The sequence below is a fragment of the Streptomyces sp. NPDC031418 genome, assembly GCF_055581605.1.
Map to the genome: position 1 here is coordinate 318,254 of NZ_JBVIJC010000007.1, position 14,511 is coordinate 332,764.

The window sequence follows — 14,511 nt, forward strand, 5'->3', positions numbered from 1 at the left end:
TCGTGGGCGTATGTGAAGGGTTCGTACGAGATCCCCGCCGGATGCCCGATCGCGGACCGCGGGCCGACCGCGCCGATTAACGTCTGATCCGGGACAAGTCCCCCACGAGCAGCCCCGGCCCGGGACCTGACCCCTGGGCCGGGGCTCGTGCCTTCGTGTCCGGCCGGCGGGGTCCGGCTCAGCGCACCCCGAAGCCGTACACCGTCTCCGAGCGGTAGACCTCCCCCTCGCGCAGCACCGTGCTCGGGAACTCCGGGCGGTTGGGGGAGTCCGGGAAGTGCTGGGTCTCCAGGGCCACGCCCGCGCAGGGGACGAACGGGTCCGGGAGGTGGTCGGCGGTGTAGAGCTGGAGGCCGGGCTCGGTCGTCGCCACGGTCAGGGTGAGGCCGGAGCCGGGGTCGTGCAGCTCCGCGACCTCCTGCGGGGTGCCGGTGACGCCCTTGTCCAGGACGAAGTTGTGGTCGTAGCCCGCACCGATCTCACGGGGTTTGCGGAAGTCGAAGCGGGACCCGGTGACGTCCTCGAACGCCCCGGTCGGGATCAGCCCGGCGTCCACCGGGGTGAACCGGGACGCGTCCAGCCGCAGTTCGTGCCCGCCGGCAAGGCCCGAGCCGGCCAGGTTCCAGTAGCCGTGATGGGTGAGGTTGACGACGGTCGGCGCGTCCGTGACCGCCTCGTAGGCCAGGTGCAGCGCGCCCGACGCGTCGAGCGTGTACGTCGCCGTCACCTCCAGCCGGCCGGGGAAGCCCTCCTCGCCGTCCGGGCTGACCCGGCTCAGCCGGACGCCGTGCCGAACCGGCGTCACCTCCCACACCCGCTTGTCGAACCCGCGCTCACCGCCGTGCAGCGAGTTCGGGGCGTCGTTCGGCGCCAGGGCGTAGGTGCGGCCGTCGAGCGGGAAGCGGGCGCCCCCGATGCGGTTGGCGTACCGCCCCACCAGCGCGCCGAGGTACGGTCCCGGGTGACTCAGATAGCCGTCCAGGTCCGGGAAGCCCAGCACCACGTCGGTGGTCTGCCCGTCCCGGTCCGGGACCTCCACCGACTGCACGATCCCGCCGTACGACAACACCCGCACCCGCACTCCGCCGCGCTCCAGCGTCCAGCGGTGCACGGGGGTGCCGTCGGAAAGTGTGCCGAAAAGTTCACTCATGTGGGAAACCCTAGGTGACGGCCGTGATCGTGCGGTAGGCGATCTCGGCCAGCCGCGCCTGCCCGTCCCTGCTGGGATGGAACCAGTCCCACTGGCTGAGCTGGCCGGTGCCGAAGTCGTAGTCGAACACCTGGTTGTCGTCGAAGCGGCAGCGCAGGTCCGCGGCGCACACCTCCTTCAGCACCTTGTTGTACGCCACCACCCGCTGCTGCACCCGGTCCCGGCGCGCGGTGGCCACGCTGCCCAGGTCGTCCGCGTCCGACAGCATCGACGGGCAGATGCCGAGCCGCCACACCTGCCTGCCCAGCGCACTGGTGCGGCCCTCGGACCACAGCCGCTTCAGGTTCGGCACGCTCGCCACGTACACCTGTGCCCTCGGCCGCGCCGCGCGCAGGGTGCGCAGCGCCTTCTCGAAGTCCGCGCGGAAGTCGGCCACCGGGGTCATCGCCGCCGCCGACGCACGGCAGGCGTCGTTCGCGCCCACCATCACCGTCACCAACTCCGGGGCCCGGGCCGCCGCCTGGGCCATCTGCGTCGGCAGGTCGGCCATCCGGGCACCGGTCACCGCGTAGTTCCAGCTGCGCTCCGCCGCCCCGGTCACCCCGAGCAGCCGCACCGCCAGGCTGTCCACCTTCGCGTCACTGCCCGTCGCCCAGGACACCTCCGGGCAGTCCGACAGCACCGTGCACGCGTCGAAGCCGCGGGTGATGGAGTCACCGACCGCGGCGATCGACGCGGGGCTGCGGTCCCACCGCGGAGGCTCGGCACGCGCCTTGGTCACCTCCGGCCCCGGCGCGCTCCCGCCCCCGGCATCGCACCCGGCGACCCCCAGCACGGCGGCCGCCACGACGGCGAGAGCGGCCCGCGCACGGCTGCTTCCCTTCCGCATCCCTGGTGATCCCCTCGTCGTCGGATCCGGTGCATTCCCGGTGCTTCCCCCCATAACAACGCGTGCGGGTTCCCGGCCGGGCCCCCTGGAACGGTCCGCACCCGTACAAGCGTCCCCCTGGGTGAATGGCAGAGGTTTCCTGGCACCGGGACCGACGGTACGTCACACTCCTTGCGCCGCCGCAGGGTAGCCTCGCCATCAACGCGGCCGTCGTGCCACTGCCGCCAGCCAGTCCGCAAGATGTCCCGCTCTGCCCGGAGGTTCCGGTGACGACACGTGGAGTTCTGTACGTGCACTCCGCGCCGCGCGCGCTGTGCCCGCACGTCGAGTGGGCGGTCGCGGGGGTGCTCGGCACCCGCGTCAACCTCGACTGGATCCGGCAGCCCGCGGCCCCCGGCACCTGGCGCTCGGAGTTCTCCTGGCAGGGCCAGGCCGGTACCGCCTCCAAGCTCGCGTCGGCCCTGCGCGGCTGGCACCTGCTCCGCTTCGAGGTCACCGCCGAGCCCTGCCCCACCGCCGAGGGCGAGCGCTACAGCTGCACCCCCGACCTCGGCATCTTCCACGCCGTCACCGGCATCCACGGAGACATCCTCATCCCCGAGGACCGGCTGCGCGCCGCCCTGCTGCGCAGCCAGCGGGGCGAGACGGACCTGGAGGCGGAGATCGCCAAGCTCCTCGGCAAGCCCTGGGACGACGAACTGGAGCCCTTCCGGTACGCCGGAGAGGGCGCGCCGGTGCGCTGGCTGCACCAGGTGGTGTGACCCCCCGAACAGCGAGCGGCCCGGTCTCCCCACGGAGACCGGGCCGCTTTCGGCTGACGCGACGTCACACGGAACGGAACGCCAGCACCACGTTGTGACCGCCGAACCCGAAGGAGTCGTTCAGCGCGGCGATGCGCCCCTCGACGGGAAGCTTGCGCGCCTCACCGCGGACGACGTCCGCGTTGGCCTCGGCCTCGGGGTCGAGGTTGTCGACGTTGATCGTCGGCGGCGCCAGCCGGTGGTACAGCGCCAGCACGGTCGCGACGGACTCGATACCGCCCGCGCCGCCCAGCAGGTGACCGGTCATCGACTTGGTCGCGGACACGGCCATGTGGTCGGCGTCGTCCCCGAACACCTTCCGCAGCGCCTTCAGCTCGGCGACGTCACCGGCCGGCGTCGAGGTGGCGTGCGCGTTGACGTGCACGATCTCGGCCGGGTCCAGGTCGGTGTTGTCCAGCAGGTGCTGGAGCGCGGCGGAGATGCCGCGGCCCTCGGGCTCCGGCTGCACGATGTCGTGGCTGTCGGCGGAGATGCCCTGGCCGACCGCCTCCGCGTAGACCCGCGCCCCGCGCTTGGCCGCGTGCTCGGCGGACTCCAGGACCAGCACACCGGCGCCCTCGCCGAGGACGAAGCCGTCGCGGGCGGTGTCGTAGGGACGCGAGGCGCCCTGCGGGTCGTCGTTGTTCTTGGACATCGCCATCATGTTGCCGAACGCGGCGATCGGCAGCGGGTGGATGGCCGCCTCCGTACCACCGGCGACGACGACGTCGGCCCGGCCGGTGCGGATCATCTCGATGGCGTAGCCGATGGCCTCGGCACCCGACGCGCACGCGGAGACCGGCGTGTGCACACCCGCGCGGGCGCCCACGAGCAGGCCCACGTTGGCCGAGGGGCCGTTCGGCATGAGCATGGGGACGGTGTGCGGGGAGACGCGGCGGACGCCCTTCTCCTTCAGCACGTCGTACTGGTCGAGGAGCGTGGTCACACCGCCGATGCCGGAGGCGATGACGGTGCCCAGCCGGTCCGGGTCGACGCTTCCGTCCTCACCGGCCTTGCCGGTGAAGCCCGCGTCCTTCCAGGCCTCCTGAGCCGCGATCAGCGCGAACTGCGCCGAGCGGTCCAGCTTGCGGGCCTGCGGGCGGGGGATGACCTCGGTCGGCTCCACGGCGACCCGGGCCGCGATCTTGACGGCCTGGTCGGCCGCCCAGTCTTCTTCCAGAGGCTTGACGCCGGACTTGCCGGCGATCAGGCCCTCCCATGTCGAGGCTGCGTCGCCACCCAGCGGTGTGGTTGCGCCGATACCGGTGACGACCACGGTGCGATTGGTCGGGCTCACGGGAATTCTTTCTCCAACGGATACGGGATTCGACGGCGCCACCGCCGGGTGGCGGGGCCAGCAGCCTGACTGCCTAAGAGGTGACTCAGGCCTGGTGCTTGAGGATGTAGTCGGCAGCGTCGCCGACGGTCTTGAGGTTCTTGACGTCCTCGTCCGGGATCTTGACGTCGAAGCGCTCTTCGGCGGCGACGACGACCTCGACCATGGACAGCGAGTCGACGTCCAGGTCGTCGGTGAAGGACTTGTCCAGCTGGACGTCCTCAACCGGGATGCCAGCGATCTCGTTCACAATCTCCGCGAGACCCTTGACGATCTCATCCTGAGTGGCGGCCATGTCGGGCGCTCCTTCTTCGATAATCCAGACGGTTGGTGGCAGTTGTCCCCGAGTCGGACCACAAGATCCGGCACGGAGTGCCTAAGGGAGGGTAACGACCGTGGCGGCGTACACGAGACCCGCCCCGAATCCGATGACGAGCGCGGTGTCGCCGCTCTTCGCCTCCCCGGTCGCCAGCATCCGCTCCATAGCGAGCGGAATGGAGGCGGCCGAGGTGTTGCCGGTGGTGCGGATGTCACGGGCGACCGTGACATGCTCCGGCAGCTTGAGAGTCTTCACCATCGAGTCGATGATCCGCACATTCGCCTGGTGCGGGATGAAGACGTCCAGGTCGTCCGCGCTGATCCCGGCCGCGTCCAGCGCCTGCTGGGCGACCTTCGCCATCTCGAACACGGCCCAGCGGAACACCGCCTGGCCCTCCTGCGTGATCGCGGGGAACTTGATGTTGCCCGCGCTGTCCAGGGGCAGCTCCGACACGTCACCGATGTGGAACCGGTCCCAGGGGACGGTCTGCTTGATGGTGCCGGCCTTGTCGCCCTCGGAGCCCCACACGGTCGGACCGATCGCGGGCTCCTGGGAGGGGCCGACGACGACCGCGCCGGCCCCGTCGCCGAACAGGAAGGCCGTCGCGCGGTCCTCCAGGTCGGTCAGGTCGCTCAGCCGCTCCACGCCGATCACCAGGACGTACTCGGCGGAACCTTCCACCACCATGCCCTTGGCGAGCGTCAGGCCGTAGCCGAAGCCCGCGCAGCCGGCCGAGATGTCGAAGGCGGCGGCCTTGTCCGTGCCGAGCCTGTCGGCGATCTCGGTGGCGATGGCCGGGGTCTGGCTGAAGTGCGAGACGGTCGAGACCACCACGGCGCCGATCTGGTGCGCGGCGATACCGGAGTCCGCGATCGCCTTGCCGGAGGCCTCGATCGCCATCGCGGCGACGGTCTCCTCGGGGCTCGCCCAGTGCCGGGTCTCGATGCCGGAGCGCGAGCGGATCCACTCGTCGGACGAGTCGATCGTCTCGAGGATCACCTCGTTGGGCACCACCCGGGTCGGCCGGTAGCCGCCGACACCGAGGATGCGCGCGTACGGGGCGCCCTTGCTGGGCTTGATCTTCGCCATGTACGGCTCCTTAGGCGCCGGTGCCTGCGTGCTCGGAGATGAGCTCGCGGGCCGCGTCGAGGTCGTCGGGGGTCTTCAGGGCCAGCGTCTTCACGCCGGGCAGCGCACGCTTGGCCAGTCCGGTCAGCGTGCCGCCCGGGCACACCTCGATGAGCGCGGTGACGCCCAGCTCCTTGAAGGTCTCCATGCACAGGTCCCAGCGCACCGGGTTGGCGACCTGGCCGACCAGCCGCTCCAGCACCTCGGCGCCGGCCGCGACGGTCCGCCCGTCCTTGTTGGAGACGTAGGGCACCTTCGGGTCCGCCGGGGACAGCTGCGCGGCGGCCTTGGCCAGCGTCTCCACGGCGGGCGCCATGTGGCGCGTGTGGAAGGCGCCGGCGACCTTCAGCGCGACGACCTTGCGGACGCCCTCGGGCTTGTCCTCGTTCAGCGCGGCCAGCTGCTCCAGCGTGCCCGCGGCGACGATCTGGCCCGCGCCGTTGATGTTCGCCGGGGTCAGGCCCAGCTTCTCCAGGTGCGCGACGGACGTCTCCGGGTCGCCGCCGAGCAGCGCCGACATACCGGTCTCGGTGATCGCGGCGGCGTCGGCCATGGCCAGACCCCGCTTGCGGACCAGGGCCAGCGCGGCCGCGTCGTCCAGAACGCCCGCGAAGGCGGCGGCGGTGATCTCACCGACGCTGTGACCGGCGACCGCGCCCGGCGCGATCTCGGAGATGTCACCGAGTGCCGCGGCGGACAGCAGCCCGGCGGCGACCAGCAGCGGCTGGGCCACCGCGGTGTCCCGGATGGCGTCGGCGTCGGCCTGGGTGCCGTAGTGCACAAGGTCCAGGCCGATGGCGTCCGACCAGGCGGCGACGCGGTCAGCGGCACCGGGCAGTTCGAGCCAGGGAGTCAGGAAGCCGGGCGTCTGGGCGCCCTGGCCGGGAGCGACGAGTACGAGCACTCTCACACTCTCTCTTGGGGACGGGCACGGCCGCCCGTGGGGACAGGGACGAAGAACACGAAGGGCTTTTGTGGGCCCCCGACAAAACCCTATGACTGAGGTTCGCCATCGGCCAGACGCCCGAGGATGAGCGCGATCCGCAGCGTGAACGCGGATCGTACATCGGAAGGCGACCAACCGGTGACGTCAGTCACACGTCGAAGCCGGTAGCGCACGGTGTTCGGGTGAACGAAGAGCATCCGGGCAGCGCCCTCCAGGCTGCTCGCCTGCTCCAGATAGACGCTCAGGGTCTCCAGGAGAGCGGAACCGGCCTCCTCCAGAGGTCTGTAGATCTCCTCCACCAACTGCTCGCGGGCGCTGGGATCACCAGCGATCGCGCGCTCCGGCAGCAGGTCGTCGGCCAGCACCGGCCGCGGCGCGTCCTGCCAGGCGGAACAGGCCTTCAGCCCCGCGGCGGCGGCCTGCGCGGACCGGGTCGCGGCCAGCAGGTCCGGCACCACGGGCCCGGCCACCACCGGCCCGGCCGCGTACGGCCCGATCAGCGACTTGGCGACGGCGAGCGGATGGGGGCTGCCGCCCGCGATCACCACCAGCCGGTCCCCGAGGACCCCCGTGAGCACCTGGAGCTTGGCGTGCCGCGCCGCCCGCCGGATGGCCTCGACGGTCAGCTCGCTGTCCCCGTCGGGCGCCGTACCGAGCACCACGCACACATGCTCCGGGGAGTTCCAGCCGAGCGCGGCGGCCCGGCTGACGGCCCCCTCGTCGGCCTCCCCGCTCAGTACGGCGTTGACGACCAGGGACTCCAGCCGCGCGTCCCAGGCACCGCGTGCCTCGGCGGCCTGGGCGTACACCTGGGCGGTGGCGAAGGCGATCTCCCGGGCGTACACGAGCAGCGCCTCACGCAGCACGTTCTCGTCCCCGGGGGCCGCCACCTCGTCGATGGCCGACTCCATGACCTCGATGGTGGTGCGCACCATCTCCACGGTCTGCCGCAGCGTGATGGCCCGGGTCAGCTCGCGCGGGGCGGTCCCGAACACATCGGTCGAGATGGCCTGCGGGGCGTCCGGGTGCCGGAACCACTCGGTGAAGGCCGCGATGCCCGCCTGGGCCACCAGTCCGATCCAGGAACGGTTCTCCGGGGGCATGGCCCGGTACCACGGCAGGGTCTCGTCCATCCGCGCGATGGCCTGCGCGGCGAGACTCCCGGAGGACTTCTCCAGTCGCTTCAGGGTCGCGGAGTGCTGGTGGACGGCGTGTGCGGCAGGGTCGCTGCGGTGGGATTCGGGTTCGGGCACGGGGACAAGACTGCCTTATCCGGACGTGGACGTGCGTCGCCGGGTCGGGGTGGGCCTCGGGGAGGCCCGTGCCGGGGGCTACCGTGAGGGGCGTGATGGACGTACGGCGCGCCGCCGAGCGCTACCGCGGCGGAGACGCGGAGGCCGGGATCGACTCCCGGCACGCCTTCTCCTTCGGCCCGCACTACGACCCCGACAACCTGCGCTTCGGCCCGCTCGTCGCCTGCAACGAGGAGCGGCTCGCCCCCGGCGCCGGCTTCGACGAGCATCCGCACAGCCACACCGAGATCGTCACCTGGGTGGTCGAGGGCGAGCTGACCCACCGCGACTCCACGGGCCACGGGACGACGGTCCGCCCCGGCGACGTCCAGCACCTCAGCGCGGCGGCGGGCGTCCGCCATGTGGAACGCAACGACACCGACCGCCCGCTGACCTTCGTCCAGATGTGGCTGAGCCCCCGGGAGCCGGGCGGCGAGCCCTCCTACCGGGTCGTCCCCGGCATCGCCGACGCCACGCCCTACGCGGTCCCGGCCGCGGGCGCGACGCTGCACGTGCGGCGGCTGGAGCCGGGCGGGCGGACGGCGGTACCGGACGCCGCGCAGGTGTACGTCCATGTCGTGCGCGGCGAGGTGGCGCTGGCGGGGGAGACCCTGCACGCCGGCGACTCGGCCCGGATCACCCGGGCGGAGAACCTGGAGGCACTCGCCGCGTCCCGGGCCGAGCTGCTGGTGTGGGAGCTGGCCGACTGACGGTCAGGCGCCGCGCAGTTCCGTCAGCACCGCGTCCGTGAACGCCGGCCAGGCCTCGACCGCCCAGGGGCCGAAGGGCCGGTCGGCCAGCGCGGTGCACGCCACCCCGGCCGCGGGGTCGATCCACAGGAACGTGCCCGCCTGGCCGAAGTGCCCGAAGGTGCGCGGCGAGGAGGAAGCGCCCGTCCAGTGCGGGGACTTGGCGTCGCGGATCTCGAAGCCGAGACCCCAGTCGTTGGGGTTCTGGTGGCCGTAGCCCGGCAGCACCCCCTTCGTCCCCGGGTACTGCACACTCATCGCCTCGGCGACCGTGCGCGGGTCCAGCAGCCGCGGCGCCTGCACCTCCGCGGCGAAGCGCAGCAGGTCCCCGACCGTGGACACGCCGTCCTTCGCCGGAGAGCCCTCCAGCGTCGTCGACGTCATGCCCAGCGGCTCCAGCACGGCCTGGCGCAGATACTCGGCGAAGGGGATCTCCGTCGCCTTGGCGACATGGTCCCCGAGCTGCTCGAAGCCGGCGTTGGAGTAGAGACGGCGGTCGCCGGGGGGCGCCGTCATCCGGTGCTCGTCGAAGGCCAGCCCGGAGGTGTGGGCGAGCAGATGGCGGACGGTCGACCCGGGCGGCCCGGCCGGCTCGTCCAGCTCGATCGCGCCCTCCTCGTACGCCACGAGCACCGCGTAGGCCGCCAGCGGCTTGGTCACCGAGGCCAGCGGGAAGCGGTGCGCTTCGGGGCCGTACGTCCCGAGGACGGTCCCGTCGGCTCGTACGACGCCCGCCGCCGCGGTCGGGACGGGCCAGTTCTCGATCAGTGCCAGGCTCTGCAACGACATGCCGGCGAGCCTATGCCGCTCACAGCTCCAGCCGCATCGAGGGGTCGGGCTTGCGGACGAAGCCGAGCGCCGCGTACAGCGGCTCGGCCTGCGCGGACGCGTTCAGATCGACCTGCCGCACCTCCTGGGACCGGAACCACTCCAGCAGCTCCTCCATGCACGCGCGCGCGTACCCGCGCCGCCTCGCGTCCGGATCGGTCGCGACGCTGAACACGTGCCCGACCCGGCCGTGCGGGTTCCCGGAGCGTCCGATGCGGTACTCCACCGTCCCGCACGCCAGCGCGGCCAGCGCCGCCGGCCGGTCCGGGTGGTCCACGACGAAGGCGGCGAACTCCCCGTCCGGCTCGGCCAGTCGGCTTCGCAGACCCGGAAGGGACGCGGAGTGCCAGCCGGTCGGCCCGCCGCCGGCCTCGAACATCGAGTCGATCATCACCTGCCGCAGCCGCAGCACTTCCGTGGCGTCCTCGGGCCGGGCCCGCCGTACGAGACTCATGGCGCGCACGCTAATCAACGACCGATGATCGTGTCCTGCGGATTTCTCACCGGAGCCGCTTGCTTCGAGTGCACTCCAAGGTCATAGCGTGGGGGCCATGACGGTGATGCAGACCGCGCCAGCGGCCCCCCAGCGCGCCCCCCACGCCGACATCTGCTCCGCCCCGCCACGGCGCCACCCCCGGCCCGACGGCCAGGACCGCTACACGATCAGCGAGGTCGCCGAGTTCACCGGCCTCACCGCGCACACCCTGCGCTGGTACGAGCGGATCGGCCTGATGCCGCACGTCGACCGCTCCCACACCGGCCAGCGCCGCTACCGCAACCGCGACCTGGACTGGCTGGACTTCGTGACCAAGCTGCGGCTGACCGGGATGCCGGTCGCGGACATGGTCAGGTACGCGGAACTGGTGCGCGAGGGCGAGGGCACCTATGCGGAGCGGCAGGCGCTGCTGGAGGCGACCCGCCAGGACGTGCTCAACCGGATCACCGAACTGCACGACACACTCGCGGTACTCGACCGCAAGATCAGCTTCTATGCCACGGAGGGGACCACTCGATGACCGACGCCAGGATTCCGACGGCACGGCTCGGCGCGCAGGGGCCGGAGGTGGGCGTCCAGGGGCTCGGCTGCATGGGCATGAGCTTCGGATACGGCCCCACCGACACCGAACAGGCGCGGGCGACGCTGGAGCGGGCGCTGGAACTCGGCGTCACGCTCTACGACACCGCCGACGTCTACGGCGCCGGTGAGAACGAGCGCTTCCTCGCGCCGTTCCTCCGGGACCACCGCGACGAGGTGGTCATCGCCACCAAGTTCGCCCTGACCATCCCGCCGGACGACCCGACGCGGCGGATCATCCGCAACGACGCGCCGTACATCCGCGAGGCCGTCGAGGCCAGCCTGAAGCGGCTCGGCACCGATGTGATCGACCTCTACTACATGCACCGCCGCGATGTGGACGTCCCCATCGAGGAGACCGTCGGCACGATGGCGGAGCTGGTCCGCGAGGGCAAGGTCAAGCATCTCGGCCTCAGCGAGGTCACCGCCGGCGAGCTGCGCGCCGCACACGCCGTGCACCCGATCGCGGCCGTGCAGTCCGAGTGGTCCCTGTTCAGCCGGGACATCGAGGCGAAGGTGGTGCCGGCCGCCCGCGAGCTGGGCGTCACCCTGGTGCCGTACTCCCCGCTCGGCCGCGGCTTCCTGACCGGCGCCTTCACCGACGCCCAACAGGACCTCACGGCCGACGACTTCCGCCGCCGGCAGCCCCGCTTCACCGGGGCCAACGCCTCCGCCAACGCCGCCCTGCTGCACCCGCTGCGCGCCATCGCCGACGCCCGCGGAGCCACCCCCGCCCAGGTCGCCCTGGCCTGGGTCCAGCAGCGCGCCACGGCCTGGGGCATGCCCGTCGTCCCCATCCCGGGCACCCGCAAGCCGGGCAGGGTCGAGGAGAACGTGGCGGCCGTCTCGCTCGTCCTGACCGACGAGGAACTGGCCCGGCTGGAGCCGATCGCGGGCAAGGTCGCGGGCGACCGCTACCCGGACATGTCCTTCGCCTCCGCGGGCCGGGAGTAGCTACAACTCGGCCAGCAACTCGGCCTTCTTGCCGGCGAATTCCTCGTCGGTGACCAGTCCGGCCCGGTGCAGCTCGCCGAGATGCCGGATCCGCTCGGCGATGTCCGCCGGGTCCGGCCGCGCGGTGGTGGCGGCGACTGCCGCCGCCCCGCGCGAGCGGATCGCCGCCAGCACCGCCGCGGCGAACGGCAACGACTCGTGCACGGGCCCGTAGCCCCGGCCGAAGACCACCGCGGCCGGGTCCTGGTCGGGCTGCACCGGATCGGTGGAGCCCGCGGTGCGCAGCCGCAGATAGCCCTCCAACGCCTCCGGCGACCGCCACTCCACCCCGCTGATGCCGGTCACCGGAAAGCTCTGGTCGCCGGCCTTCCACTTCGCCGAGGACGCGCCCGCCCACGACCACCGGAACTGCACGGACGTCCCGTCGAAGGACACCTTCGCGTCGTACGCCTTGAAGTGCAGCGGCGCCTCGGGCGCGGCCACCAGATGGCGGTCGGCGGGCCCGGACCCGGTCAGCAGCCCCTTCAGCTCGTCGGCGTAGGACTCGGCAAGGGTCTCCCGCGCGGCCGGCAGCACCAGCCGGTACGGATCGGCCCCCTCCTTCAACTGCCCGTCGGCCGCCTCCATCAGCGGATCGGCGCCGGGGCGCGGCACCAGGCGCAGCACGACGGTGCCGCGTCTGCCCGGTGCGAGCGTCACATCCTCGACCGCGGCGAGCGGGATCCGCCGCTCGCCGAGGGCCTGGAACAGCTTCGGAGTCCGAATCCCCCGTTCGTAACGGATGAGCACGGAGTCGGACTCGAACTCCCAGACGGCATGAAAACCCGCCAGTACGTCACCCATGCGGCTCATCGTATGCGGCACGTGCTCCTCCGTCGCCACCCGCGCAGACCGCACTTCCTGCTGTCTCTACGCGCGTCCGGCGGTCGTCGTGCCGGGCAACCCGGCCCGGCACATGTCGTCGTCCTGTGCGCAGCTCAGCGCGGGGTACGCGGCCACCCCCACCGCGGCGAGGTTGCGCAGGCTGTCGGTGCCGGGCTGGAAGTAGCCGGCGTGTCCCTGGGCGTCCCGGGCGGACAGCACCCGGGCGCCGAAGCCGGCGGAGACCGGGTCGGCGCCGTGTCCGAGTCCGCCCAGCTCCAGGTACGGCACGTCCTGGATCCAGTCGGTGGCGTCCCGCATGGCCCAGATCCGGGCCTCGGTGCCCAGGTGGGAGGCGCCGGTGACCCGCATGCCGGGGCTTGCGGCCACCGCTATGTCGGACACCCGGCCGGGCATCTCATGGGCGGCCACCCCGCACACCACCGAGCCGTAGCTGTGGCAGAACATCGCCACCGGGGCGCGGCCGGGCAGGGCGCGCAGCAGGGCGTTCAGGCGCAGGGCGCCCTCGGCGGCGCGCCGCCCGGTGGCCGCGTCCATGCCGAGGCCGTCGGGGGCGGTGTAGTCGGCCCAGGCGATCACGGCCGTACGCGTCGCGGGGCTCGCCGCGCGCTCCGCCGCGTACAGCGCCGTCGCCATGCCGACCGGGGCGCTGTAGGGGCGGTACGTCTTCTGGAAGGTGAGCAGGTCGGTGTCGACGCCGGGGACGACGACCGAGATCCGCTGGGCGTGGTCGAGGTCGCCGAACACCTCGGCGATCCGGCCCGAGCCCTCGGGGTCGAAGGCGAGGATGTGCCGGCCGGGCTCCAGCAGGGACTCGTAGCGGTGCATCCGGCGGCCCGCGTCCTGCTGCCCGGCCGTGCTGAGCCGGCTGTCGTGCATGCGCTTCTGCTCGGCCCTGCGGGCCTGCTCCAGCGCGATGCGGTTGGCGCGGTAGCGCAGGTCCACCGGGGCGCCGTTCATGTTGCCGACCGCGAGCGGGTAGCGGTGGGCGAGGCGGTCGCGGTCCGCGGCGTCGACGGAGGAGAAGAACCGGGCGAGCGGCGCGGGCCCGGCCTCGGGGTCCGGCAGCCGGGCGCCGTGCAGCCGGCCGTGCTGCCACGCGGTGCGCGAGGCCTGGAGCGCGGACGGCTTCCGGTGGCTGTGCAGGGCGGTCCAGCCGGTGGTCGCGAGCATCACGAACACCACGGCCAGCGCGAGCAGGGCGCGCCAGACGTTGAGGGGCGGGGAGGTGTCGAAGGAAGTCACTGGGAGGACACACTAGGAGAACGAGAGGGTCTCGGGGTAACCGAGTGACAGGTCTCACGTTTCGGCAGGAGTCGAACAGTTGAGGCCCACCGCGCCGATGATCAGGGCATTCCCGTGCCGATGATCTCCGGGCCGCCGCGCGGATGATCTCCCCTTCGCCGCACCGGCCGTCAACCGGCCTGCGGGGCGCGCCAGTTCCCGGTGAGCGCCGGGCCCACCTGATCGAGGTAGGACGAGGTCAGCGCGCGGATCGACTCCAGGCTGAAGTCGTCGCCGGCACACCACTGCCGGTCCGTGACCCTCATCACCGCACCGAACACCGCCACCGCCAGCCGCGGCCGGGGGTCGGTGTCCACGTCCACGCCCTCCCGGTCGGCCAGGATCCGCGCGATGGTCTCCTCGGTGGCCGCCGAGCGCGCCAGATGCGCGGCGAGCAGCGCGGGCGTCGAGTCGATCGTGCGGTACATCCGCAGATACAGCTCCACCGGTACGGCCGACTCGACCGTCTCCCGGATCCCGTCCCAGCCCTCCAGGACCGCCTGGCGCAGCGCCTCCAGCGGCGCCTCGTGCGGCGGGCGCGCGCGGACGGCCTCGGCGAAGCGCGCCTCCGCCATCTCCTGCACCGCGAAGGCCGCGTCCTCCTTGCCGGCGAAGTAGCGGAAGAAGGTCCGCTGGGAGACCTCGCAGGCCTCGGCGATCTCGTCCACGGTGGTGCGCTCGTAACCCTGCGTGGTGAACAGTTCGAGAGCCGCTCGCAGCAGCGCCTCCCGGGTCCGCCGCTTCTTTCGCTCGCGCAGGGTCTCCATCTGGCCTTCCTCGGTGCATGTCCGTCCGGCTCAGCCTATGCGGCGGCGACGTGTCAGTTGCCGACTAGTGAGGCCGATTGTCAATTGTCAGCGACTGTCACTAACCTCGTCG

Annotated in this window: 16 protein-coding genes; 4 read left to right on the forward strand and 12 right to left on the reverse strand. The window is 72.2% G+C overall.

Annotated elements, in window-relative coordinates; translation table 11 throughout:
• Nucleotides 1-178 precede the first annotated feature (178 nt).
• Entirely contained in the window at nt 179-1,150 is a 972-nt protein-coding gene (locus ACZ5CZ_RS12375) for an aldose epimerase family protein (RefSeq protein WP_468941958.1), read from the reverse strand.
• A 10-nt stretch (nt 1,151-1,160) separates the two neighbouring features.
• A complete protein-coding gene (locus tag ACZ5CZ_RS12380) occupies nt 1,161-2,039 on the reverse strand; it encodes an SGNH/GDSL hydrolase family protein (protein WP_468941961.1) in 879 nt (292 codons plus the stop codon).
• A gap of 266 nt (nt 2,040-2,305) precedes the next feature.
• On the opposite strand from ACZ5CZ_RS12380, the gene ACZ5CZ_RS12385 reads away from it, so the two are divergent.
• Entirely contained in the window at nt 2,306-2,800 is a 495-nt protein-coding gene (locus ACZ5CZ_RS12385; RefSeq protein WP_385844807.1) for a DUF3145 domain-containing protein, read from the forward strand.
• Nucleotides 2,801-2,864: 64 nt separating this feature from the next.
• Here the strand turns inward: ACZ5CZ_RS12385 and fabF are convergent, their stop codons facing one another.
• The 5 genes from fabF to fasR form a co-directional block, all read right to left on the reverse strand.
• Nucleotides 2,865-4,136, reverse strand: a complete 1,272-nt coding sequence (gene fabF, locus ACZ5CZ_RS12390; protein ID WP_385845282.1) for a beta-ketoacyl-ACP synthase II — start codon at nt 4,134-4,136, stop codon at nt 2,865-2,867.
• A gap of 85 nt (nt 4,137-4,221) precedes the next feature.
• Nucleotides 4,222-4,470 carry an acyl carrier protein gene (locus ACZ5CZ_RS12395; protein WP_385845280.1) on the reverse strand — a complete coding sequence of 83 codons (249 nt, stop codon included), beginning with the start codon at nt 4,468-4,470 and terminating at the stop codon, nt 4,222-4,224.
• A gap of 81 nt (nt 4,471-4,551) precedes the next feature.
• Nucleotides 4,552-5,583 carry a ketoacyl-ACP synthase III gene (locus ACZ5CZ_RS12400; protein WP_385845279.1) on the reverse strand — a complete coding sequence of 344 codons (1,032 nt, stop codon included), beginning with the start codon at nt 5,581-5,583 and terminating at the stop codon, nt 4,552-4,554.
• Between the two features lie 10 nt (nt 5,584-5,593).
• Entirely contained in the window at nt 5,594-6,526 is a 933-nt protein-coding gene (locus ACZ5CZ_RS12405; protein ID WP_385845277.1) for an ACP S-malonyltransferase, read from the reverse strand.
• A gap of 89 nt (nt 6,527-6,615) precedes the next feature.
• Entirely contained in the window at nt 6,616-7,821 is a 1,206-nt protein-coding gene (fasR, locus tag ACZ5CZ_RS12410) for a fatty acid biosynthesis transcriptional regulator FasR (RefSeq protein ID WP_385845276.1), read from the reverse strand.
• A gap of 95 nt (nt 7,822-7,916) precedes the next feature.
• On the opposite strand from fasR, the gene ACZ5CZ_RS12415 reads away from it, so the two are divergent.
• Complete coding sequence (locus ACZ5CZ_RS12415; RefSeq protein ID WP_468942097.1) at nt 7,917-8,570, forward strand: pirin family protein; 654 nt, start codon at nt 7,917-7,919, stop codon at nt 8,568-8,570.
• Nucleotides 8,571-8,573: 3 nt separating this feature from the next.
• Here ACZ5CZ_RS12415 and ACZ5CZ_RS12420 read toward each other — a convergent pair whose 3' ends face one another.
• Complete coding sequence (locus ACZ5CZ_RS12420) at nt 8,574-9,398, reverse strand: serine hydrolase domain-containing protein (RefSeq protein ID WP_468941968.1); 825 nt, start codon at nt 9,396-9,398, stop codon at nt 8,574-8,576.
• 19 nt (nt 9,399-9,417) lie between these two features.
• On the reverse strand, nt 9,418-9,891 hold the full coding sequence (locus ACZ5CZ_RS12425) for a GNAT family N-acetyltransferase (protein ID WP_468941971.1): 474 nt from the start codon (nt 9,889-9,891) through the stop codon (nt 9,418-9,420).
• A gap of 97 nt (nt 9,892-9,988) precedes the next feature.
• On the opposite strand from ACZ5CZ_RS12425, the gene ACZ5CZ_RS12430 reads away from it, so the two are divergent.
• Both ACZ5CZ_RS12430 and ACZ5CZ_RS12435 read left to right on the forward strand, forming a co-directional pair.
• A complete protein-coding gene (locus ACZ5CZ_RS12430; RefSeq protein ID WP_468941974.1) occupies nt 9,989-10,453 on the forward strand; it encodes a MerR family transcriptional regulator in 465 nt (154 codons plus the stop codon).
• The gene (locus ACZ5CZ_RS12435) at nt 10,450-11,466 is read left to right on the forward strand and encodes an aldo/keto reductase (RefSeq protein ID WP_468941976.1); all 1,017 of its coding nucleotides are present in this window, start codon (nt 10,450-10,452) and stop codon (nt 11,464-11,466) included. Before ACZ5CZ_RS12430 ends, ACZ5CZ_RS12435 begins: the two co-directional genes overlap by 4 nt.
• Here ACZ5CZ_RS12435 and ACZ5CZ_RS12440 read toward each other — a convergent pair whose 3' ends face one another.
• The 3 genes from ACZ5CZ_RS12440 to ACZ5CZ_RS12450 form a co-directional block, all read right to left on the reverse strand.
• A complete protein-coding gene (locus tag ACZ5CZ_RS12440; protein WP_387054070.1) occupies nt 11,467-12,309 on the reverse strand; it encodes a DUF4429 domain-containing protein in 843 nt (280 codons plus the stop codon).
• A 66-nt stretch (nt 12,310-12,375) separates the two neighbouring features.
• A complete protein-coding gene (locus tag ACZ5CZ_RS12445) occupies nt 12,376-13,593 on the reverse strand; it encodes an alpha/beta hydrolase (RefSeq protein WP_468941980.1) in 1,218 nt (405 codons plus the stop codon).
• Between the two features lie 170 nt (nt 13,594-13,763).
• The gene (locus tag ACZ5CZ_RS12450) at nt 13,764-14,399 is read right to left on the reverse strand and encodes a TetR family transcriptional regulator (protein ID WP_385845266.1); all 636 of its coding nucleotides are present in this window, start codon (nt 14,397-14,399) and stop codon (nt 13,764-13,766) included.
• Nucleotides 14,400-14,511 lie beyond the last annotated feature (112 nt).